Origin of the sequence: Burkholderia sp. BCC1999, assembly GCF_905339975.1 — a bacterium.
Taxonomy (GTDB): domain Bacteria; phylum Pseudomonadota; class Gammaproteobacteria; order Burkholderiales; family Burkholderiaceae; genus Burkholderia.
In genome coordinates this window covers 20,009-42,604 of sequence record NZ_CAJPHP010000017.1, presented here as the reverse complement: position 1 = coordinate 42,604, position 22,596 = coordinate 20,009, and the positions used below count along the sequence as shown (strand labels likewise).

The following is a 22,596-nucleotide window of genomic DNA, read 5'->3' as shown; positions in this document are numbered from 1 at the left end:
TTGAACGCCGACGCCGGGCGGCACGCCCGGCGCATTCCGGAATCGCTCAGGCGTCGTCGCCCGGCACTGCACCGCCGTCTGCCGGCGGCGCATCGCGGAAACGCACGTCCGCCGCAAGATCTTCCGCCTTTGCCGCACGGTGCGCGTCCGAATGTTCAGACAGGTAATCGTAGATCGCGTAGCACAGCGCTTCGCAGCCCTGGCCCGTCAATGCCGAAATCTCGAACACGGGGCCGTCCCAGCCGAAACGGTCGAGGAAATCGGCGACGCGCGCTTCGCGCTCGTCTTCCGGCACCATGTCCAGCTTGTTGAGCACGAGCCAGCGCGGTTTCTCGTACAGCGCTTCGTCGTACTTGCGCAGCTCGCCGACGATCGCAGTCGCTTCCGCGACCGGATCGACGCTTTCGTCGAACGGCGCGAGATCGACCAGATGCAGCAGCACGCCCGTGCGCTGCAGGTGGCGCAGGAACTGATGCCCGAGGCCCGCGCCTTCAGCCGCACCCTCGATCAGCCCCGGGATGTCGGCGATCACGAAGCTCTTGCTCGGGCCGACGCGCACCACGCCGAGATTCGGCGCAAGCGTCGTGAACGGGTAGTCGGCAATCTTCGGCCGCGCGTTCGACACCGACGAGATGAACGTCGACTTGCCTGCGTTCGGCATGCCGAGCAGGCCAACGTCGGCGAGCACCTTCAGCTCGAGCTTCAGCATGCGCCGCTCGCCCGGCTTGCCGTCCGTCTTCTGGCGCGGCGCACGGTTCGTGCTCGACTTGAAATGCAGGTTGCCGAGGCCGCCGGAGCCGCCCTGGGCAAGCATCACCTGCTGGTCGTGCTCGGTCAGGTCGGCAATCAGCTCGCCGGTATCCATGTCGTTGATGATCGTGCCGACCGGCATGCGCAGCGTGACGTCGTCGCCGCCCTTGCCGTAGCAATCCGAGCCGCGGCCGTTTTCGCCGTTGCGCGCGAGGTGCTTCTTCGCGTATCGGTAGTCGATCAGCGTGTTGATGTTTCGGTCGGCGATCGCGTAGACGCTACCGCCCCGGCCGCCGTCGCCGCCGTCCGGCCCGCCGAACGGGACGAATTTCTCGCGGCGCATCGACGCGCTGCCATCGCCTCCGTCGCCGGCGATGACTTCGATTCGTGCTTCGTCAATGAACTTCATTCGTCACTCCGCCCAGTATTTCCGCTATTGTGCCGCGCGCCGGCACGCTTGAACAATCTGCCATTCGGCCGATCGTACGCCGGTTGCGCGAGGGCCGCCGGCACGCACCTGCGCCCGGCGACCAAATAAAAAAAGGCCCCGCGAAGACTGCGGGGCCTTTCGGCTACGAAGCCCGTAGGTGCCTGACTTAGGCAGCCGCCGGGACAACGATGACCAGATGCTTCTTGTCCGCGCCCTTCGTCGCGAACTTGACGTGACCGTCAACCAGCGCGAACAGGGTGTGATCCTTGCCCATGCCGACGTTCTCGCCTGCGTGCATGCGCGTACCGCGCTGACGCACGATGATGCCGCCGGCATTGATTGCCTGGCCGCCGTACACTTTCACGCCGAGACGCTTCGACTCGGAGTCGCGGCCGTTCCGGGAAGAGCCGCCTGCCTTTTTGTGTGCCATCTGATTGCTCCTTTACCGAGGCGCTTACGCGTTGATCGCGTCGATGCGCAGCTCAGTGTAGTTCTGGCGGTGGCCGCCGTGCTTTTGGTAGTGCTTCCGGCGACGCATCTTGAAGATGGTGACCTTGGCATGACGACCGTGCGACACAACGGTGGCCTTGACGGAAGCCCCACTGACCAGCGGCGTACCGAACTTAATCGATTCGCCTTCGCCCACTGCGAGAACCTGGTCGAGCGTGATTTCAGCGTCAATGTCAGCCGGTATCTGTTCTACTTTGAGTTTTTCGCCAACGGCAACCTTGTACTGCTTGCCGCCGGTTTTTATGACCGCGTACATTGAGAACCTCACTCTGGATCCAATTTTTCCGCACACCACGCGCGGAAAACACGTGATTATACATGGGCTTAGCACCGAAGTCAAAACCGATCGACGATTGCCGCGCGCAAGCCCTGGCCGAACGGCCAAAATCACGGCTGCGGCACGTCTGACAGACCGGGATTTCGCGGATTCGACTTATAATCCGCCGCATCACCCAATTCCATCATCATGTCGTCGTCCACCGCCTCCCCCACCCTCAGCGCCGCCCACCTGCTCGCCCCGATCACCAGCGACATGGAGCAGGTGAATCGCGTTATCCGGCAAAGCCTCGCGTCCGACGTGCTGCTGATCAACCAGATCGCCGAGTACATCATCGGCGCGGGCGGCAAGCGGCTGCGTCCGGCGTTGCTGCTGCTCGTCGCCGGCGCGCTCGGCGAAACGTCGCACCAGCGGCACGTGCTGGCCGCCGTCGTCGAGTTCATCCACACGGCCACGCTGCTGCATGACGACGTCGTCGACGAATCAGAGCTGCGCCGCGGCCGGCAGACCGCCAATGCGCTGTTCGGCAACGCGGCGAGCGTGCTGGTAGGCGATTACCTCTACTCGCGCTCGTTCGAGATGATGGTCGGCGTCGGCAAGATGCGCGTGATGGAGATCCTGTCCGAAGCGACGACGATCATTTCCGAAGGCGAGGTGCTGCAGCTGCTCAACATGCACGACGCCGACGTCGACGAAACGCGCTACATGCAGGTGATCCGCTACAAGACGGCCAAGCTGTTCGAGGCGTCGGCCCGCCTGGGCGCGGTACTCGCGGGCGCCGATGCGCCGACCGAAGCCGCCGCCGCCGAATACGGGCGCCGGATCGGCACCGCATTCCAGATCATGGACGACTGGCTCGACTACGCGGGCACCGTCGAGGCCATGGGCAAGAATGCCGGCGACGACCTGCGCGAAGGCAAGCCGACGCTGCCGCTCATCTATCTGATCGAACGCGGCACGCCCGAGCAATCGGCGCTGGCGCGCGAGGCGATCGAACAGGGCGGCACCGATCGCTTCGACACGATCTTCGAAGCGATCACGCGCTCGGGTGCGCTCGATCACACGCTCGAATGCGCACGCCAGGAAGCACAGGCCGCAGCGGCAGCAATCGCGGCGTTCCCCGATTCGATCTACAAGGAAAGCCTGCTCGCGCTGTGCTCGTATTCGACGTCGCGACAGTCGTAAGTCAATCGCGCACGTCGTCGCCACGGTTGCGACGACGCGCGTTCGAGACGGGGAAATCACCTGTCTCGAAAATTTTCTTCTCCAAGGTCTTCCCTTTCTGAAGAAACGTCGTTATAGTTATGTTCTTGCTCGACGACGCAGCGGTCTTGAAGAAGACTGCGAAATCGGAAGAGTCCAAATCGGGGTGTAGCTTAGCCTGGTAGAGCGCTACGTTCGGGACGTAGAGGCCGGAGGTTCGAATCCTCTCACCCCGACCAGATTTGTAAAAAACCGTGCACCATGTGCACGGTTTTTTTTTACCCGGCCGCCGCGGGCCCCTCGTGTCGCGCACGACACATCGCGGTCGCCGGCCTCTGCTATATTCCCTCCATCCCTGTCCTTCACTGCCCATTCCGACGCGTGGACCAAATTCCCTTATGGGCGCAAATCGGCGCCGTCTTCCTGCTTCTCCTCTGTTCCAGCTTCTTTTCGATTTCCGAGACCGCGATGATGGCGCTCAACCGCCATCGGCTGAAGCATCTCGCCGGCCAGGGCGCGCTCGGCGCGAAGACCACGCAAGGCCTGCTCACGCGCACTGACCTGCTGCTCAGCGTGATCCTGATCGGCAACAACCTGTTCAACACGATCATCCCGGTCCTGACGACGTCGCTCGCGCTGCATACGTTCGGCCGCAACAACCTCGCGCTGTCGATCGCGACCGGCATCGTCGCGTTCCTGATCATCGTGTTCGCGGAAATCGCGCCGAAGATCGTCGGCGCGACCTTCCCCGAACGCATCGCGCTGCCCGCGAGCCTCGTGATCGCGCCGCTGATGCGCGTGTTCAAGCCGGTCGTCTGGTTCGTCAACGCGCTCGCGAACGGCGTGCTGTGGGTGCTGCGCATCAACACGAAGAAGGGCCGCGACCAGCGGATGTCGGCCGACGAGCTCCGGGCCATCGTGCTCGAATCGAGCAGTTTCATGCCGACCAAGCACCGCAGCATCCTGCTCAACCTGTTCGACCTCGAGAACATCACGGTCGACGATGTGATGGTGCCGCGCCGCCAGATCGAGTCGCTCAACTTCTACGCGCCGCTCGACGACGTCCTGCACCAGCTCGAGACCTGCTATCACAACCGGCTCGTCGTCTACGAAGGCGACATCGACAGGGTGCTCGGCGTGCTGCACGTACGCAAGACGCTCACCGCGCTGCACAACCAGGAGTTCGACCGCGAGACGCTGCGCACGCTGCTCTCCGAGCCGTACTACGTGCCGTCGGGCACGCCGGTGGTCCAGCAGCTGCAGTTTTTCCAGGAAACGCGGCAGCGGACCGCGCTCGTCGTCAACGAGTACGGCGAGCTCGAAGGGCTCGTCACGCCCGAGGACATCATCGAGGAACTGATCGGCGAATTCACGACGTCGATGCCGCGCAGCGAACGCGCGGGCGGCTGGGACGAGAACGGCGAATGCATCGTCTCGGCCAGCATGCCGCTGCGCGAACTGAACCGCTGGCTGCACCTGAAGCTGCCGACCGACGGGCCGAAGACGCTGAACGGACTGGTGCTCGAAATCCTCGAGGAAATTCCGGAAGACGACGTGTGCCTGAAAATCGGCGACGTGATGCTCGAGGTGATGCGCAGCGACGATCAGGCCGTGCGCACCGTCAAGCTCTTCAAGCCGCGCGGCTCGCGCACCGCACGCGCCACCGGCCGCTAGCCGAACGGCTGACTGCCGGCGCCGCCCGCGACGCGCGACCATCTGCAGGTCACGTCAACAGGCGGCCAGCGTGCCGGCTCACATGCCCTTCCCTCCTCCCGGGGCGCCGCTGCGCACGCAGCCGTCGCCCACCCGCTCCGACGCGCCGCCTGTCGCCGCGCCTCGCGCACTCGATGCGGCCCAGCTCGACGATGCACCGGCCGTGCGGCTGCTGACGGACACGCTGCACGCGGCACGCGTGCGCGACGCATCCGACATCCACGTCGAACCGTTCGAAACCGGCTGGCGCATCCGCCTGCGCATCGATGGCGTGCTGCACGACCATGCGCAGCCGCCCGTGCACCTGCGCGACGCGCTCGTCACGCGGATCAAGGTGCTCGCGCGCATGGATATCGCCGAGCGGCGGCTCCCGCAGGACGGCAGGCTGCGCATCGCGATCGACGGCCGTACGCGCGGCGACTACCGCGTCAGTTCGCTGCCGACGCTGTTCGGCGAAAAGCTCGTGCTACGGCGCCTCGAAACGCTGCCGCCCGATCTCACGCTCACGCGGCTCGGCTTCGACACACAGCAGGCCGCCGCGATGGAGGCCGCGATACGCGCACCGCACGGCCTCGTGCTCGTCACGGGCCCGACCGGCAGCGGCAAGACGCTGTCGCTGTATTGCGCACTGCAGATGCTCGATCGCGACGCGCACAACGTCTGCACGGTCGAGGATCCCGCCGAAATCCAGCTCGACGGGATCAACCAGGTCGGCGTCGCCGACAAGGCCGGGCTCACATTCGCGACGGCGCTGCGTGCGCTGTTGCGGCAGGATCCGGACATCATCATGGTCGGCGAGATCCGCGATGCGGAAACGGCCGACGTCGCGATCAAGGCCGCGCAGACCGGCCATCTCGTGCTGTCGACGCTGCATACGAACGACGCGCCGGCCGCCATCGCACGCATGCTCGATATCGGCGTCGCACCGTATAACCTCGCCGCCGCGCTGCAACTCGTCACCGCGCAGCGCCTCGTCCGGCGTCTGTGCGTCGCATGCCGTGTGCCGTCGGATGCACCGGCGCACGTGCTGCGGGAAGCCGGCTGCGACCCGGCGGCGCTGGCAGACGGATGGCGGCCGTTCGTCGCGCGCGGCTGCGCCGCCTGTCACGGGATCGGCTATCGCGGCCGCATCGGGCTGCATCAGACGATGCCGGTCTCGCCTGAATTGGCCGAACGCATCGTCGCGCGGGCAAGCGTCGGCGAGCTCGCGCAATGCGCGGCGGCCGAAGGCGTGCGCAACCTGCGCGACGCGGCATTCGCCCGCGTGCGGGACGGCACGACGAGCATCGCGGAAGCCGTCGCCACCACCCCCGCGGTATGAACATGCGCACGCCACCGCGCGAAACCCGCTTCGCCTGGCGCGGCCGCCGTCGCAACGGCACGCTGCGCCACGGGACCGTCGTCGCTTTCGACGCCGCAGCCGCGCGCGCCACGCTCGCGCGCGACGGCATCGCGGTGCTGTCGCTCGACGTCCGCGGGCCGGCCCGGCCGCCGACCGCCGACGCCCGCGAGGTCACGCGTTTCACGCGCCAGCTCGCGAGCCTGTTGCAGGCCGGGCTGCCGCTCGCACCGTCGCTCGAGACGCTCGCCCATACACGATCGCGCGACGGCCTGCCGCGCATTGCGGCGGGCCTCGCCCGCGAGATCGTCGGCGGCCGGCGCTTCGCCGATGCGCTCGCACGCTATCCGTCGCAGTTCGGCACGCTCTATCGCCAGTTGATCGAAGTCGGCGAAGCGTCCGGCTCGCTCGGCATCGTGCTGACACGCGTCGCGGAACACCGCGAGCGCGCCGACGCGCAATGGCGCAAGCTGCGGGCCGCCCTCGCGTATCCGGCTGCCGTCATCCTGTTCGCGCTCGCGATCTCGGTCGCGTTGATGGTATGGGTCGTGCCGACATTCCGGCAGATCTTCGACGGATTCGGCGCGGCCCTGCCCGCGCCGACCCGCGCACTGCTCGCGCTCTCCGCCGCGCTGTCGACGTGGGGCGGCATGCTCGCGGCCGGCGCTGCGGCAGCGGCGCTCGCCGCGCATCACGCGCTTCGGCGGTCGGCGCCGTTGCGCCATGCAGTCGCGCGGCACCTGCTGCGCGCTCCGCTCGCAGGCAGCGTGCTCGAGCGTTACGCGGCCGCCCGCTGGTGCCGTTCGCTCGCGACGCTGCTCGGCGCAGGTGTGCCGCTCGCGGACACCTTCGCCACGCTCGAGCGCACGGCCGGCCACCCCGTGTTCGCGCACGCCACCGCGCACATCGCGGCACGCGTGTTGCGCGGCGCACGTCTCGCCGATGCGATGCAGTCGGCCGGCTGCTTTCCGGACGACGTCGTCCAGCCGATCGCCGTCGCCGAGGAAACCGGCGCGCTCGACACGATGCTCGCCGACATCGCCGCGCTGTGCGAACGCCAGCTCGACGCACGTCTCGATGCGCTCGCCGCGCTCGGCGAACCACTGATCGTGATCGTCCTGGGCGCGCTCGTCGGCGCCCTCGTGATCGCGATGTACCTGCCCATCCTTCAGCTCGGCAACGTGGTGTAGCATCGCAACCGATTCTGTCGCCTTTTAAGTCCGAACCTTGAGCCTCATGACGCCCGTGCCCCTGTCCGCCGTTCCCGATTCGCCCGAGAGCACGTTGCTCGCGCTGGCGATGCTGCCGCCCGCGCTGCAGTACGCGTTCGCGGTCGTCATCGGCCTTTGCATCGGCAGCTTCCTGAACGTGGTCGTGCACCGGCTGCCCGTGATGATGCAGCGCGCGTGGCAGGCCGAGATCGATGAAGCGACCGGCAACGCCAGCGCCGCGCCCGACGACGGTTATCCGCCGCGCTACGACCTGTGGCGCCCGCGCAGTGCCTGCCCGCATTGCGGCCATGTGCTGCGCGCATGGGAGAACATCCCGCTCGTCAGCTATCTGATGCTGCGCGGGCGCTGCCGCCGCTGCGGCCACGCGATCGGCATCCGTTATCCGCTCGTCGAGCTCGCGTGCGCACTGCTCGCCGCCGGTTCGCTCGCCGCGTTCGGCCCGACGCTCGCCGCGCTCGCCGCGTTCGCACTGTGCGCCGCACTACTCGCGATGAGCGCGATCGACATCCGCACCGGCTACCTGCCCGATTCGATGACGCTGCCGCTGCTCTGGGCCGGGCTTGCGCTGAATCTCGGCGGCACGTTCACGTCGCTGCGCTCGGCCGTGATCGGTGCGATGGCCGGCTACCTGTTCCTGTGGTCGATCTACTGGCTGTTCAAATGGTTGCGCGGCATCGAGGGCATCGGCTTCGGCGACCTGAAGCTGCTTGCCGCACTCGGCGCGTGGATGGGTTGGGCCGCGCTGCCGCAGGTCGTGCTGTTCGCCGCGGTGACGGGCGCGATCGTCGGGCTCGTCGCGACCTGGCGCGGCCGCATGCGCTTCGAGGAGCCGATTCCGTTCGGCCCGTTCCTCGCGGCCGGCGGCGTCGCGACGCTGTTTTTCGGCACGCCTTTCTATTTCGCGCTCGGAGGCTGACATGTTCGCAGTAGGACTCACGGGCGGCATCGGCAGCGGCAAGACGACCGTCGCCGACCTGTTCGGCGCCCGCGGCGCGTCGCTCGTCGATACCGATCTGATCGCCCACCGCATAACCGCTCCCGGCGGCCTTGCGATGCCCGCGATCGAACAGGCGTTCGGCCTCGGCTTCGTTGCCGCCGACGGCTCGCTCGATCGCGCGAAGATGCGCACGCTGATCTTCAGCGACGACGATGCGCGCCGGCGCCTCGAAGCGATCACGCATCCGCTGATCCGCGCGGAGACCGATCGCGAGACACGCGAAGCGCAGGGCCCGTACGTGATGTTCGTCGTGCCGCTGCTCGTCGAGTCAGGCAACTGGAAGACGCGCAGCGATCGTGTGCTTGTCGTCGATTGCCCGGTCGAAACGCAGATCGCGCGCGTGATGCGGCGCAACGGCTTCACGCGCGAGCAGGTCGAAGCGATCATCGCGCGACAGGCAACGCGCGAAGCCCGCCTCGCGGCGGCCGACGACGTGATCGTCAACGACGCGGTTACGCCCGATGCACTCGCCGCGCAGGTCGACGCACTGCACCAACGCTATGTCGCGTTCGCGGCCGCCGCGCACTGAGCATCGCGCGCGATCGTGATGGTGTACGAAATTGGCGCGTTGCTAGGGTAGAGAGTGAGCATTAGAATGTCCTGCATTGTTTCAATCCCTACCCAAGAGGCGAGCGCGCTTGATTCTTTACGAGTATCCGTTCAACGAGCGAATTCGCACGCTGTTGCGCCTCGAAGATCTCTTCGAGCGCTTCGCGTTCTTTTTGGCTCAGGAGGACCCGCGTGAACACCACGTCGCGCTGACGACGCTGTTCGAAATCGCCGAGGTAACGGGCCGCGCGGACCTGAAATCGGATCTGATGAAGGAGCTCGAACGTCAACGCCAGACGCTCGCTCCCTTTCGCGGCAATCCGGGCATCGAGCAGAATGCGCTCGAGGCCGTGCTCGGCGAAATCGAGCAGACGCTGGCCAATCTCGCGCAGATGCAGGGCAAGACCGGCCAGCACCTCGTCGACAACGAATGGCTCGCCAGCATCCGCAGCCGCGCGGTGATTCCCGGCGGCACGTGCAAGTTCGACCTGCCGTCGTACTATGCGTGGCAGCAATGGCCCGCCGAGCAGCGGCGCCAGGACATCGCGAAGTGGATCCTGCCGATGCTGCCGCTGCGCGACGCCGTGACGATCGTGCTGCGGCTCGCGCGCGAATCGGGCCAGGCGTCGAAGGTGATGGCGATGCAGGGCAGCTATCAGCAAATGCTGTCGGGCCGCACCTACCAGCTGATGCAGGTACGTGTGCCGCCGGAGCTGCGCGTCATTCCCGAAGCGAGCGCCAACAAATACATGCTGTGGGTACGGTTCACCATGCAGGACGGCGATGTGCGGCCGCGCGCGGTGGACATCGACGTGCCGTTCCATCTGACACTGTGCAATCTGTAACGGCCGCGTGCCGGATCGCTTTCGTATGACTACCGTTGTGAAATGCCCGTCGTGCGGCGCCGAAGTGCGCTGGACGCCTGAAAATCAGTTCCGCCCATTCTGTTCGGCCCGCTGCAAGCAGCTCGACCTCGGCGCATGGGCCGCGGAAAAGTACCGGATCGGCGGCGCTTCCGACGAGGGCCCCTCGTCGGAAGAAGACGGCACGGACGGCCGTCGCGACAGCTGAGCGGCAGGCGGCACCGCCCGCCGGCGATATGGCCCGCCTTTCCGGCAGGCCGTCACGGCGTCAGTTCGACGCTGCTTCCTTCTCGAGCAGTTCGAGCACCGGCAGCGCCGCCGGTAACAGCGGCGCAACGGCGACCGGCAGTTGCTGCCATACGAACGCCTGCCCTTCCTTGCTGTGCGGCTCGCCCGTCCAGCCCGTCACCTTGCAGAAATAAAGCCGCACGTAGGCATGCGGATAATCGTGCTCGAGCGTGTGCCAGCGATGGCTGGCGGTGACTTCGATGCCGAGTTCCTCGTGCAGTTCGCGCGCGAGCGCGTCCTCGACGCTTTCGCCGGCCTCCAGCTTGCCGCCCGGAAACTCCCAGTAACCTTCATACGGCTTGCCCTGCAGGCGCTGCGCGAGCAGGTAACTGCCGTCCGGCTGGACCATCACGCCGACCGCGACTTCGGTCACCTTGCGGCCATCCGGTGCGCGCACGGCGCCTTGTGCGAGATCCGCGCTCATGCCTGCTCCTTTCGGCCCGACCAGTCACGCGCGAACTGCCATGCGACGCGCCCCGACCGCGAACCGCGCTCGAGCGCCCACACGAGCGCATCACCACGCGCGGACTCGATCTCCGCGTCCGGGCAGCCGAAGTGGCGCAGCCAGTGTGCGACGATGTCGAGATAGTCGTCCTGCTTGAACGGATAGAAGCTGACCCACAGGCCGAAGCGCTCCGACAGCGAGATCTTTTCCTCGACGACTTCGCCGGGGTGAATCTCGCCATCCGGGAGATGCTTGTACGACTCGTTGTCGCTCATGTACTCGGGCAGCAGGTGGCGGCGGTTCGACGTCGCGTAGATCAGCACGTTGTCCGACTGCGCGGCGATCGAGCCGTCGAGCGCAACCTTCAGCGCCTTGTAGCCCGATTCGCCTTCCTCGAACGACAGGTCGTCGCAGAACACGATGAACCGCTCGGGACGCTGCGAGATCAGGTCGACAATGTCGCCGAGATCGTGCAGGTCGTCCTTGTCGACTTCGATCAGGCGCAGCCCGTCCTGCGCATACGCGTTCAGGCACGCCTTGATCAGCGACGACTTGCCGGTACCACGTGCGCCGGTCAGCAGCACGTTGTTGGCTGGCTTCTGCTGCACGAACTGCCGCGTGTTCTGCTCGATCAACCCTTTCTGGCGATCGATGTTGTGCAGGTCGCCGAGCGTGATCGACGACACGGCCGGCACCGGCTGCAGGTAACCGCGCCCCTGGCGCTTGCGCCAGCGGAATGCGTGGGCGGCGGTCCAGTCGACGGCCGCCGGCGCGGGTGGCAGCACCCCCTCGAGACGGGCGAGCAGCGCTTCGGCGCGCGTCAGAAACTGTTCAAGCTTGTCCATGTCGTTCGAACGCTCCCGATCAGGAGCGGTAATCCGCGTTGATGCTCACGTAATCGTGCGACAGGTCGCACGTCCAGACGGTGGCCTGCGCGTCGCCGCGGCCGAGCAGCACGCGGATCGTGATTTCGCTCTGCTTCATTACGCGCTGGCCGTCCTCTTCCTGGTAGGCCGGGTTACGGCCGCCTGCCTTCGCGACGAGCACGTCGTCGAGATAGAGGTCGATCTTGCCGACGTCGAGATCCGCGACGCCCGCGTAGCCGATCGCCGCGAGAATCCGGCCAAGGTTGGGGTCGGATGCGTAGAAGGCCGTCTTCACGAGCGGCGAATGGCCGATCGCATAGGCGATCTGGCGGCATTCGGCGACGTTCTTGCCGCCCTCGACCTGCACCGTCATGAATTTCGTCGCGCCTTCGCCGTCGCGCACGATCAGTTGCGACAGCGCCTGCGCGACTTCCGTCACCGCATCGCGCAGCGCCGCATAGGCCGGCGAATCGGTCGACGTGATGGCCGGCAGCGTGCTCTTGCCCGATGCGATCAGGATGAACGAGTCGTTCGTCGACGTATCGCCGTCGATCGTGATGCAGTTGAACGAGCGATCGGCGACTTCCTTCACGAGCGTGTCGAGCACCGGCTGTGCGACGTTCGCGTCGAATGCGAGGAAACCGAGCATCGTCGCCATGTTCGGCTTGATCATGCCCGCGCCCTTGCTGATGCCCGTCAGCGTGACCGTGTGGCCGTCGATCGCCACCTGGCGCGACGTGGCCTTCGGCAGCGTGTCGGTCGTCATGATCGCCTGCGCGGCGTCGAACCAGTTCGCGGCCTTGCGGTTCGCGAGCGCGGCCGGCAAGCCGGCCTTCAGGCGATCGATCGGCAGCGGCTCGAGGATCACGCCGGTCGAGAACGGCAGCACCTGCGCCGGCTCGATGCCCGCGAGGCGGGCGAGTTCCGTACAGGTTTCACGGGCGTTTACGAGGCCCGGCTCGCCGGTGCCGGCGTTCGCATTGCCCGTATTCACGACGAGCGCGCGGATGCCCGCGCCGCCCGCGCGCACTTTCGCCAGATGCTCGCGGCAAACGGTGACCGGCGCGGCGCAGAAACGGTTTTCGGTGAACACGCCCGCGACCGTCGCGCTTTCATCGACGGAGATGACCAGCACGTCCTTGCGATTCGGCTTGCGGATATTCGCTTCCGCCCAGCCGAGCGTGACGCCGGCGACGGGATGCAGTTGGGCGGGATCGATCGACGGAAAATTGACAGCCATGGGGCACACCTGCCGGATGGAAAATGCCGGCATGCGCCGGCATCGATTGGAAGAACCGGCGGCCGCACGCGCGGGCCGCCGCAACTCGCATCAGTTACTCGAAGCTGGAACGAAGCGGCACGCGTGACGCGCGCCGCCGTCGATCATGACAGCTTCCCGTGACATTGCTTGTACTTCTTGCCGCTGCCGCACGGGCACGGGTCGTTGCGGCCGACCTTCGGCATTTCGCCGCCGGGGCCGCTGTGCGTCATCGCGCTGCCGACCATGTCGGCCGTAGCGGTGGCCGCCGCGGCAGCCGCGACGTTCGCTACCGGCGCACCGGCTTCCGCGTAGTCGGCGTGCTGGTACTCGACATTCTCGAGATGACCGGCGCGCTCCTCGATCTGCTCGGCGGCTTCCTCGAGCTGTTCCGGCGACTGGATCTGCACGTTCATCACGACGCGCGTGACTTCCTGCTTGATCGCCTCGAGCATCGCGGCGAACAGTTCGAACGCTTCGCGCTTGTATTCCTGCTTCGGATTCTTCTGCGCATAGCCGCGCAGGTGGATGCCCTGGCGCAGGTGGTCGAGCGCCGCGAGGTGTTCGCGCCACAGGCGGTCGACCGTTTGCAGCATCACCGAGCGCTCGAACGCGCTGAACGATTCGCGGCCGACCATCGCGACCTTGCTCTCGTACTGCTCGTCGGCTGCCGTCATCACGGCGTCGAGAATTTCCTCGGCCGTGATCGACGACGACTCGTTCACCATTTCCTGAATCGCGAGGTCGAGCTGCCAGTCGTTGCGCAGCGCTTCCTCGAGCTCGGGCACGTCCCACTGCTCTTCGATGCTGCCTTCCGGCACGAACTGGCGAACGACTTCGGTGACCACGCCGTGACGCATCGCGGTGATCGTCTCGGTGATGTCGTGCGCTTCGAGCAGTTCGTTGCGCTGCTGGTAGATCACCTTGCGCTGGTCGTTCGACACGTCGTCGTATTCGAGCAGCTGCTTGCGGATGTCGAAGTTGCGCGCTTCGACCTTGCGCTGCGCGGATTCGATCGACCGCGTGACGATGCCGGCCTCGATCGCCTCGCCTTCCGGCATCTTCAGGCGATCCATGATCGAGCGCACGCGGTCGCCCGCGAAGATGCGCAGCAGCGGATCGTCGAGCGACAGGTAGAAGCGCGACGAGCCCGGATCGCCCTGACGGCCCGCACGGCCGCGCAGCTGGTTGTCGATCCGGCGCGATTCGTGGCGCTCGGTGCCGATGATGTGCAGGCCGCCCGCGGCCTTCACCTGCTCGTGCAGCGTTTCCCACTCGTCGTGCAGTTGCTGGATGCGGCGTGCCTTTTCGTCGGCCGGGATCGCGTCGTCGGCCTCGATGAATGCAGCCTGCTTCTCGGCATTGCCGCCGAGCACGATGTCGGTACCGCGACCGGCCATGTTGGTCGCGATCGTCACGCGGTTCGGACGGCCGGCTTCCGCGACGATCGCCGCTTCACGCTCGTGCTGCTTCGCGTTCAGCACTTCGTGCGGCAGCCCGGCCTGCTTCAGCAGGTGCGACAGCAGCTCGGAGTTCTCGATCGACGTCGTGCCGACCAGCACCGGCTGGCCGCGCTCGTAGCAGTCGCGGATGTCGCGGATCACCGCGTCGTAGCGCTCCTTGGCCGTCTTGTAGATCTGGTCCTGCTTGTCGATCCGCTTCGGCGGACGGTTGGTCGGAATCACGACCGTCTCGAGACCGTAGATCTCGTTGAATTCGTATGCCTCGGTGTCCGCGGTACCGGTCATGCCGGCCAGCTTCGCGTACATCCGGAAGTAGTTCTGGAACGTGATCGAGGCGAGCGTCTGGTTCTCGCTCTGGATCTTCACGTGTTCCTTCGCCTCGACGGCCTGGTGCAGGCCGTCGGACCAGCGGCGGCCGGCCATCAGGCGGCCCGTGAATTCGTCGACGATGACCACTTCGCCGTTCTGCACGACGTAGTGCTGATCCTTGTGGAACAGCGTGTGTGCACGCAGCGCCGCGTACACGTGGTGCATCAGCGTGATGTTCTGCGGCGCATACAGGCTCTCGCCCTCGCCGATCAGGCCCCATTCGGCGAGCAGGCGCTCGGCCTTCTCGTGGCCCGATTCCGTCAGGAACACCTGGCGTGCCTTTTCATCGAGCGTGTAGTCGCCCGGCTTCTCGACGCCCGTGCCGTCGGCCTTCTCTTCGCCGATCTGGCGCTCGAGCAGCGGCGGCAGTGCGTTCATCCGCACGTACAGTTCGGTGTGATCCTCGGCCTGGCCCGAAATGATCAGCGGCGTACGCGCCTCGTCGATCAGGATCGAGTCCACTTCGTCAACGACCGCAAAGTTCAGGGCCCGCTGCACGCGCGCATCGGTCTCGTAGACCATGTTGTCGCGCAGGTAGTCGAAGCCGAACTCGTTGTTCGTGCCGTACGTGATGTCCGCGGCATACGCCTGCTGCTTCTGGTCGTGCTCCATGCCGGACAGGTTGATGCCGACCGACAGACCGAGGAAGTTGTAGAGGCGCGCCATCCATTCGGCGTCGCGCTGCGCGAGGTAGTCGTTGACGGTCACGACGTGCACGCCGCGGCCGGCCAGTGCATTCAGGTACACGGGCAGCGTCGCGACGAGCGTCTTGCCTTCGCCGGTGCGCATTTCCGCGATCTTGCCGTAGTGGAGCACCATGCCGCCGATCATCTGCACGTCGAAGTGCCGCATCTTCAGCACGCGACGGCTGGCCTCGCGACAGACCGCGAACGCCTCGGGCAACAGCTTGTCGAGCGACTCGCCGGCCGCGACCCGCTGGCGGAATTCGTCCGTCTTGCCGCGCAACTGGTCGTCCGTCAGCTTCTCGATCTGCGTTTCGAGCGCATTGATCGTCGTGACGGTCTTTTGGTATTGCTTGACGAGCCGCTGGTTGCGGCTGCCAAAAATTTTCTGGAGAAAACCGGTTGTCATCGGATCGGATCCTGCGTCGCAGCACCGGCGCCCGGCGCGTGTTGCGCGCCCCGACGCCCGAGCCTCGGCGGCTTAGCGAATTAGTGGACTCAAACGTCGAATTTTAGCACGCGGGGAGGCGTGCGCCCCGTGTCTCGGCGGGACGGGCACTACACGCCGACGGCCGGGCTGGCGGGGCGAAAGCCGCCCGGGTACGGGCCGGCGCGGGTACAATCGGCAGCAACCTCCGCGCGCGTGCGCGCCCGAAGAATGCCTCGATGAACCGATTTTCCAAGCGTTTCGGCCCGCTCGCCGCCTATCGCCCGCAACCCGTGTCGGAAGTGCTCGGCCGCACCGACGCATTTGCGGCGCTGCGCGCCGGTGTCGAGCAGATCGCGTCGCTGCAGCGCGACCTCGCCGCGCTCCTGCCCGAATACCTCGCGAATCATGTCGAACCTGGCTTCATCAAGGACGGCACCCTGACCCTCTTTGCCGCGCACAATGCGCTGGCTGCCCGGTTGCGGCAAGTCGAGCCGCGGCTGCTCGGCGATCTCCAGAAGCGCGGCTGGGCCGTATCGACGCTGCGCGTGCGCGTGCGGCCGAAGGACGCGCCGGAGCCGCCGCACGTGAAGCAGGCGCGGATGACCTCGGTCGGCGCCGCCGCGTTGCGCGATCTCGCCGATCATCTCGAACCGTCGCCGCTGCAGGACGCGCTTGCGCGAATGGCCGCCCGGCACGGCGCGAAGCCACGTTGACGGCACCGCTCACCGGCAGCGGCCGGCCAACAAAAAAGCGGCCCAGGCCGCTTTTTTTGTCACTTGCGCTGAACGCCGGTTACGCGAAGGCCGTCTGCGCGTCGAACGCGAAGCCCTTCGGCGCAGCCTGCGGATCGTCGAACGTCACGATCTCGTACGCGTCTTCGTGCGCGAGCAGCTCGCGCAGCAACGCGTTGTTCAGGCCGTGACCCGACTTGTACGCGGTGTACGACGCCAGCAGCGGATGACCGATCACGTACAGGTCGCCGATCGCGTCGAGCATCTTGTGCTTCACGAATTCGTCGTCGTAGCGCAGCCCGTCGTTGTTCAGGATGCGGTACTCGTCGAGCACGATCGCGTTGTCCATGCTGCCGCCGCGCGCCAGGCCGATCTCACGCAGCATCTCGGCTTCGTGCGCGAAGCCGAACGTGCGCGCACGCGCGATCTCGCGCACGTACGACGTGGTCGCGAAATCGACTTCGAGCTCCTGGCCCGTCTTGTCGACGGCCGGGTGACGGAAATCGATCGAGAACTTCAGCTTGAAGCCGAAATACGGATCGAGACGCGCGAACTTGTCGCCATCCCGGATTTCGACCGGCTTCTTCACCTTGATGAAGCGCTTCGGCGCGTTCTGCTCCTCGATACCGGCGGACTGGATCAGGAACACGAACGTAGCCGCGCTGCCGTCCATGATCGGGATTTCCTCGGCCGTCACGTCGACGTACAGGTTGTCGATGCCGAGGCCAGCACACGCGGACATCAGGTGCTCGACGGTCGACACGCGCACGCCATCCTTCTGCAGCACCGACGCGAGCCGCGTGTCGCCGATCGACATCGCCGACGCGGGAATGTCGACCGGCGTGGGCAGGTCGACACGTGAAAAGACGATGCCCGTGCCCGGTGCGGCGGGACGGAGCGTCAACTCGATCTTGTGGCCCGAGTGGACACCGATACCCACGGTCTTGACGATGGATTTGATGGTGCGCTGCTTCAACATGGTGTTCTTCGTCGTGATTGAAAACATCAATCAGGAGTTGTATTCGATAGACGGGATTATAGCGTAATTCCCTATTCAACGCTGTTTGAAACTGCGTATCAATCTGTTTCGACAGTTTACCCGCGCCGATACGGGACGGGCCGATGCCCGGAACGGAGGCGTTTCCGGTCATCAGCCCGTGTTACAACTGCCCTGAGGCCGGTGAGCAGCGTTGCCGGCAGGCAACGGCGCACCGCACGATCAGGACGTCAACGTCGCGAGAACACTCGCCGCATCGCTCACTTCGAATTTGCCCGGCGCCTCGACGGCCAGCGTCTTGACCACACCGCCGTCAATCACCATCGCGTAGCGCAGGGAACGAATTCCCATGCCACGCGCGGACAAATCCTGCGTCAGCCCCAGCGCATGAGTGAAAGCCGCGCTGCCGTCCGCCATCATGCGCACCTTGCCCGCGGTGTGCAGATCACGTCCCCATGCGCCCATCACGAATGCGTCGTTGACGGACACGCACCAGATCTCGTCGATACCCGCCGCGCGCAGTTGCTCGGCGTATTCGACATAGCCCGGTACATGCTGCGCCGAGCAGGTCGGCGTGAAAGCGCCCGGCAATCCGAAGATCACCACCCGCTTTCCCGCAACCTGGTCGCGCACGCTGTAGGCGTTCGGCCCCAGCGTGCACCCGTCGCGCGCGTCGTCGATGAACTCGAACAACTGCGCGTCGGGCAGCGCGTCGCCCACTTGAATCATGGCTGGTCCCTCATAGCGATACGGTTTTTCAGCGTGTTGCGGACAGCACGGCCCATCCCGCCTCGCTTGAGCGAAGAGGGCACGTTTCCCGGCCCGGCGTCGCAGTCGACGCGGCCTGTCGTGGTCCGTAGCATCCGTCACGCCGGCGATACCGCGGCAGTTTCGCCGCGGCTTCGCCTGTGTTTGCGTCAGTCAGCCTGCTTGCGCAGGAAAGCCGGGATGTCGTACGTGTCGACACCCTTCTCCTGCAGCGCCTGCACGTGCGATGCCGCGGTTTCGCGCGAATTGCGCCACACCGCCGGCGTATCCAGCGCGCCGTAGTCTGCCGTGCTGACGTGATGGGCCGGTGCATAGCCGTGCGACACCGCGCTGACCGGCTGGTTGTCCGTACCCGTGCGCAGCAGCGTCATCGGTGCCGATTGCTGCTTCTTCGCCGCACGGCCCAGACCCGTTGCCACGACCGTCACGCGCAGTGCATCGCCCATTGCGTCGTCGTACACCGCACCGAAGATCACCGTCGCATCTTCCGCCGCGTAGCTCTTGATCGTGTTCATCACTTCGCGCGTTTCCGACAGGCGCAGCGAACGGCTCGACGTGATGTTGACCAGCACGCCGCGCGCACCCGACAGATCGACGCCTTCGAGCAGCGGGCTCGCCACGGCCTGTTCCGCCGCGAGGCGTGCGCGATCGACGCCGGCAACCGTCGCCGTGCCCATCATCGCCTTGCCCTGCTCGCCCATCACCGTCTTCACGTCTTCGAAGTCGACGTTCACGAGACCATCGACGTTGATGATTTCAGCGATGCCTGCGACCGCGTTGTTCAACACGTCGTCCGCGCACTGGAAGCACTTGTCCATCTCGGCGTCGTCGCCCATCACGTCGAACAGCTTGTCGTTCAGAACGACGATCAGCGAGTCGACGTGATCCTCCAGTTGCTGCGAACCTGCTTCGGCGACGCGCATGCGCTTGCCACCTTCGAACTCGAACGGCTTGCTGACGACACCAACCGTCAGGATGCCCATCTCCTTCGCGATCTGCGCGACCACCGGTGCCGCGCCCGTGCCCGTGCCGCCACCCATGCCGGCGGTGATGAACACCATGTGCGCGCCGCGCAGTGCGTCGGCGATGCGCTCACGCGCTTCTTCCGCTGCCGCACGACCCATTTCCGGCTTCGCACCGGCGCCGAGGCCCGTGTTGCCAAGCTGGATCACCGACGATGCACGCGAACGCGACAGCGCCTGAGCGTCCGTGTTCATCACGATGAAGTCGACGCCCTGCACGCCGCGGTTGATCATGTGCTGGACGGCATTGCCGCCAGCGCCGCCAACGCCGACCACCTTGATGATGGTGCCGTTGGTCTCGGTTTCCAGCATTTCGAATTCCATGTTGCCTCCGTCAAGAGAATGACTGCTAATCGGCCGTTATTCGGCAGGAGATCGGGCAACCCCCTGTCGCGCGCCAGCCGCCGGCACCGGCGCGAATTTCAATTCGGTTCAGTTCGTCAGAAGTTGCTCAGGAACCATTCCTTCATCCGCGAGAACACCTGCCCCGCGTTGCCGGACTGCACGGCGACCTTGCGGCCGCGCATGCGCTGGGCACTGCCTTCGACGAGCAGCCCCATCGCCGTCGAGTAGCGCGGATTGCGCACGACGTCGGAGAGGCCGCCTGCATATTCCGGCGCGCCGATGCGCACCGGTTTCAGGAAAATGTCTTCGCCGAGCTCGACCATGCCGGGCATCATCGATGCACCGCCAGTAATGACCACGCCGGAGCTCAGCAGTTCTTCGTAACCCGATTCGCGCACGACCTGCTGCACGAGCGAGAACAGTTCCTCGACGCGCGGCTCGATCACGGCCGCGAGCGCCTGACGCGACAGCGTGCGCGGGCCGCGTTCGCCGAGGCCCGGCACTTCGACCATTTCGTCCGGATCGGCGAGCGCCTGCTTCGCGATCCCGTAGCCGACCTTGATGTCTTCCGCATCCGGCGTCGGCGTGCGCAGCGCCATCGCGATATCGCTCGTGATCTGGTCGCCGGCGATCGGAATCACCGCCGTGTGGCGGATCGCGCCTTCGGCGAAGATCGCGATGTCCGTCGTGCCGCCGCCGATGTCGACCAGCACCACGCCGAGATCCTTCTCGTCTTCCGTCAGCACGGCCAGCGACGACGCGAGCGGCTGCAGGATCAGGTCGTTCACTTCCAGCCCGCAACGGCGCACGCACTTGACGATGTTCTGCGCGGCGCTCACCGCGCCCGTCACGATGTGCACCTTCACCTCGAGGCGGATACCGCTCATCCCGATCGGCTCGCGCACGTCTTCCTGGCCGTCGATGATGAATTCCTGCGTGAGGATGTGCAGCACCTGCTGGTCGGTCGGGATGTTGATCGCCTTCGCGGTCTCGATCACGCGCGCGACGTCCGTCTGCGTGACCTCCTTGTCCTTGATCGCGACCATCCCGCTCGAGTTGAAGCTGCGGATGTGGCTGCCCGCGATCCCCGTGAACACGTTGGTGATCTTGCAGTCGGCCATCAGCTCGGCTTCCTCGAGCGCGCGCTGGATCGACTGCACGGTGGCCTCGATGTTGACCACCACACCTTTCTTCAGACCCTTCGACTCGCTCTGGCCGAGACCGATCACCTCGTAGTGACCCTCGCCCTTCAGCTCGGCGACGATGGCCACCACCTTCGACGTGCCGATGTCGAGGGAAACCAGCAGATCCTTGTAGTCTTTGCTCATAAAGTGCTCTTGCGTGTGATCTCTCGTTACTTCTTGCGCTTGTCGGTATCGGTCAGGAACCGCATGCCTGCCGCGCGAATCGCGAATCCGTTCGGATAGCGCAGGTCCGCGTACTCGATGTCGTTGCCCCAGCGCTCCGTGACCGCCGGCCAGGCCGCGACCAGACGCTGGCTTCGGTCATGCAGCGATTCGCTGTTGCGTTCCTTGCCCAGCTCGACCTGCATGCCGTTCGACAGCTTCACCGTCCACGCGTACCGCGCCGACAGCGTCACTTCTTCCGGCGCCGCCTTCAGCGGCGCAAACCATTTCCCGAAGTCGCGATACCGCGTGACGACTTCCTTCGCACTGCCTTCCGGGCCGTCGAACGCCGGCAGTTCCTGCTCCAGTTCGCCCTGGTTCGCGGTGAACAGCTCGCCGTCGACGCTCACCAGCTGATCGCTGCCCCAGGTCCCGAGCGGTTTGTACTCCTCCAGCGTGACAGCCAGCGCATTCGGCCACACGCGACGCACGCTCGCGTGGCGCACCCATGGCATCTGCTCGAACGCGGCGCGCGCCGTATCGAGATCGACCGTGAAGAAATTGCCCTTCAGCCGGCCGACCACGCCTGCGCGCACCGTCGGCGAGTTGATGTGCTCGGTATCGCCGTCGATCCGGATTTCCCGCAGCGCGAACGTCGGGCGCTGAATCAGCCAGTAGCAACCGGCCGCCGCCAACACGAGCAGCAACAGCGCGTACAGCGCGCTGGCGGCAAGGTTGAGTTGGCGAACGTTGTTCCACATACGTCGTTCCGTTCCTGCGTCAGTCGTTGAGCGTGAGCGACAGCACCTTCACGACCAGCTCCGAATAGCTGATGCCGACCGCGCGCGCGGCCTTCGGCGGCAGCGAGTGGTCGGTCATCCCGGGGGCCGTGTTCACTTCCAGGAAATACGCATTGCCGGCCGCGTCGAGCATGAAATCCGCCCGGCCCCAGTCGGTACAGCCAAGCACGTCGAATGCGCGGCGCGCGATGCGCTTCAGTTCCGCTTCCTGTTCGGCCGGCAGGCCGCACGGGATCAGGTACTGCGTGTCGTCGGCGACGTACTTCGCGTGGTAGTCGTAGAACTCGCCCGCCGGCACGATCTTGATCAGCGGCAGGTCGAGATCGCCGGCGATGCACGCGGTGTATTCGCCGCCACCTTCGATGCTCTTCTCGACGATCACGATCTTGTCGTGAGTCGCGGCTTCCTCGAGCGCGGCCGGCAGCGCGTCGGCCGTCTTCACCTTCAGCACCGCGACGCTCGAGCCTTCGCTCGCCGGCTTCACGAACAGCGGCAGGCCGAGCTTCGCGACGATGTCGGTCGCGCGCGCGGCCAGGTCGTCGCCGCGCATCACCGTCTCGAACGGCGGCGTCGGCACGCCCGTCTGCTGCCATACGAGCTTCGTGCGGAACTTGTCGAGGCCGAGCGCCGACCCGAGCACGCCGCTGCCCGTGTAGCGAATGCCGTAGAAATCGAGCGCGCCCTGGATCTGGCCGTTCTCGCCGTAGCCGCCGTGCAGCGCGTTGAACGCGCGCACGAAGCCTTCGTCCTTCAGCGCCGACAGCGGCCGCTCGGCCGGGTCGAACGGATGCGCATCGACGCCCGCGTCACGCAGGCCCTGCAGCACGAGGCGGCCCGAGGTCAGCGACACCTCGCGCTCGGCGGATTCGCCGCCGAACAACACCGCCACCTTGCCGAAACGTTTCGGATCGATCCCGCTCAT

Annotated in this window: 22 protein-coding genes and 1 tRNA gene; 10 read left to right on the top strand and 13 right to left on the bottom strand. The window is 65.9% G+C overall.

All coding sequences use genetic code 11. The features are described from left to right. Positions 1–46 precede the first annotated feature (46 nt). The 3 genes from obgE to rplU form a co-directional block, all read right to left on the bottom strand. Positions 47–1,159, bottom strand: a complete 1,113-nt coding sequence (gene obgE / locus U5809_RS23735; protein WP_322088327.1) for a GTPase ObgE — start codon at positions 1,157–1,159, stop codon at positions 47–49. A 187-nt stretch (positions 1,160–1,346) separates the two neighbouring features. Further along, positions 1,347–1,610, bottom strand: coding sequence for a 50S ribosomal protein L27 (gene rpmA / locus U5809_RS23730; protein ID WP_006476999.1), 264 nt, complete (start codon positions 1,608–1,610; stop codon positions 1,347–1,349). 24 nt (positions 1,611–1,634) lie between these two features. Continuing rightward, positions 1,635–1,946 (bottom strand): 50S ribosomal protein L21, encoded by a 312-nt coding sequence (gene rplU, locus U5809_RS23725; RefSeq protein WP_006025184.1) that lies wholly within the window; start codon positions 1,944–1,946, stop codon positions 1,635–1,637. A gap of 210 nt (positions 1,947–2,156) precedes the next feature. Here rplU and U5809_RS23720 point away from each other — a divergent pair, with 210 nt between their 5' ends. From U5809_RS23720 to U5809_RS23680, 9 genes are all read left to right on the top strand, one after another. After that, a complete protein-coding gene (locus U5809_RS23720) occupies positions 2,157–3,152 on the top strand; it encodes a polyprenyl synthetase family protein (protein WP_034182656.1) in 996 nt (331 codons plus the stop codon). 180 nt (positions 3,153–3,332) lie between these two features. Beyond that, positions 3,333–3,409 (top strand) — tRNA-Pro (locus U5809_RS23715). Positions 3,410–3,551: 142 nt separating this feature from the next. Continuing rightward, positions 3,552–4,844, top strand: a complete 1,293-nt coding sequence (locus U5809_RS23710) for an HlyC/CorC family transporter (RefSeq protein ID WP_176050926.1) — start codon at positions 3,552–3,554, stop codon at positions 4,842–4,844. An 82-nt stretch (positions 4,845–4,926) separates the two neighbouring features. Next, on the top strand, positions 4,927–6,204 hold the full coding sequence (locus tag U5809_RS23705; RefSeq protein ID WP_322088326.1) for a GspE/PulE family protein: 1,278 nt from the start codon (positions 4,927–4,929) through the stop codon (positions 6,202–6,204). Continuing rightward, the gene (locus U5809_RS23700; RefSeq protein WP_322088325.1) at positions 6,201–7,412 is read left to right on the top strand and encodes a type II secretion system F family protein; all 1,212 of its coding nucleotides are present in this window, start codon (positions 6,201–6,203) and stop codon (positions 7,410–7,412) included. The genes U5809_RS23705 and U5809_RS23700 overlap by 4 nt, the downstream gene beginning before the upstream one ends. Before the next feature lie 46 nt (positions 7,413–7,458). Next, positions 7,459–8,370, top strand: coding sequence for an A24 family peptidase (locus U5809_RS23695; protein ID WP_322088324.1), 912 nt, complete (start codon positions 7,459–7,461; stop codon positions 8,368–8,370). A 1-nt stretch (position 8,371) separates the two neighbouring features. Further along, the gene (coaE, locus tag U5809_RS23690) at positions 8,372–8,980 is read left to right on the top strand and encodes a dephospho-CoA kinase (protein WP_322088323.1); all 609 of its coding nucleotides are present in this window, start codon (positions 8,372–8,374) and stop codon (positions 8,978–8,980) included. A gap of 109 nt (positions 8,981–9,089) precedes the next feature. Next, complete coding sequence (gene zapD / locus U5809_RS23685) at positions 9,090–9,845, top strand: cell division protein ZapD (RefSeq protein WP_039353119.1); 756 nt, start codon at positions 9,090–9,092, stop codon at positions 9,843–9,845. Positions 9,846–9,870: 25 nt separating this feature from the next. Beyond that, positions 9,871–10,071 carry a DNA gyrase inhibitor YacG gene (locus tag U5809_RS23680; protein WP_174386149.1) on the top strand — a complete coding sequence of 67 codons (201 nt, stop codon included), beginning with the start codon at positions 9,871–9,873 and terminating at the stop codon, positions 10,069–10,071. A 60-nt stretch (positions 10,072–10,131) separates the two neighbouring features. Here U5809_RS23680 and U5809_RS23675 read toward each other — a convergent pair whose 3' ends face one another. The 4 genes from U5809_RS23675 to secA form a co-directional block, all read right to left on the bottom strand. Then, positions 10,132–10,575: an NUDIX domain-containing protein gene (locus U5809_RS23675; protein WP_039353126.1), complete on the bottom strand. Its 444-nt coding sequence runs from the start codon at positions 10,573–10,575 to the stop codon at positions 10,132–10,134. After that, complete coding sequence (locus U5809_RS23670; protein ID WP_322088322.1) at positions 10,572–11,441, bottom strand: ATP-binding protein; 870 nt, start codon at positions 11,439–11,441, stop codon at positions 10,572–10,574. Before U5809_RS23670 ends, U5809_RS23675 begins: the two co-directional genes overlap by 4 nt. A gap of 19 nt (positions 11,442–11,460) precedes the next feature. After that, positions 11,461–12,702 (bottom strand): bifunctional glutamate N-acetyltransferase/amino-acid acetyltransferase ArgJ, encoded by a 1,242-nt coding sequence (argJ, locus tag U5809_RS23665; RefSeq protein ID WP_322088321.1) that lies wholly within the window; start codon positions 12,700–12,702, stop codon positions 11,461–11,463. A 143-nt stretch (positions 12,703–12,845) separates the two neighbouring features. Further along, complete coding sequence (gene secA / locus U5809_RS23660; RefSeq protein ID WP_282506602.1) at positions 12,846–15,644, bottom strand: preprotein translocase subunit SecA; 2,799 nt, start codon at positions 15,642–15,644, stop codon at positions 12,846–12,848. Positions 15,645–15,901: 257 nt separating this feature from the next. On the opposite strand from secA, the gene U5809_RS23655 reads away from it, so the two are divergent. After that, a complete protein-coding gene (locus U5809_RS23655) occupies positions 15,902–16,378 on the top strand; it encodes a DUF721 domain-containing protein (protein WP_322088320.1) in 477 nt (158 codons plus the stop codon). 79 nt (positions 16,379–16,457) lie between these two features. Here U5809_RS23655 and lpxC read toward each other — a convergent pair whose 3' ends face one another. The 6 genes from lpxC to U5809_RS23625 form a co-directional block, all read right to left on the bottom strand. Then, the gene (lpxC, locus tag U5809_RS23650) at positions 16,458–17,375 is read right to left on the bottom strand and encodes a UDP-3-O-acyl-N-acetylglucosamine deacetylase (protein ID WP_309290043.1); all 918 of its coding nucleotides are present in this window, start codon (positions 17,373–17,375) and stop codon (positions 16,458–16,460) included. A 240-nt stretch (positions 17,376–17,615) separates the two neighbouring features. Next, complete coding sequence (locus tag U5809_RS23645) at positions 17,616–18,122, bottom strand: peroxiredoxin (RefSeq protein ID WP_322088319.1); 507 nt, start codon at positions 18,120–18,122, stop codon at positions 17,616–17,618. Between the two features lie 188 nt (positions 18,123–18,310). Then, positions 18,311–19,507, bottom strand: coding sequence for a cell division protein FtsZ (gene ftsZ, locus U5809_RS23640; protein ID WP_021159911.1), 1,197 nt, complete (start codon positions 19,505–19,507; stop codon positions 18,311–18,313). A gap of 116 nt (positions 19,508–19,623) precedes the next feature. Further along, a complete protein-coding gene (ftsA, locus tag U5809_RS23635; RefSeq protein WP_006487138.1) occupies positions 19,624–20,856 on the bottom strand; it encodes a cell division protein FtsA in 1,233 nt (410 codons plus the stop codon). Between the two features lie 26 nt (positions 20,857–20,882). Then, complete coding sequence (locus U5809_RS23630) at positions 20,883–21,635, bottom strand: cell division protein FtsQ/DivIB (protein ID WP_205786305.1); 753 nt, start codon at positions 21,633–21,635, stop codon at positions 20,883–20,885. Between the two features lie 19 nt (positions 21,636–21,654). Further along, the gene (locus U5809_RS23625) at positions 21,655–22,596 is read right to left on the bottom strand and encodes a D-alanine--D-alanine ligase (protein WP_059236317.1); all 942 of its coding nucleotides are present in this window, start codon (positions 22,594–22,596) and stop codon (positions 21,655–21,657) included.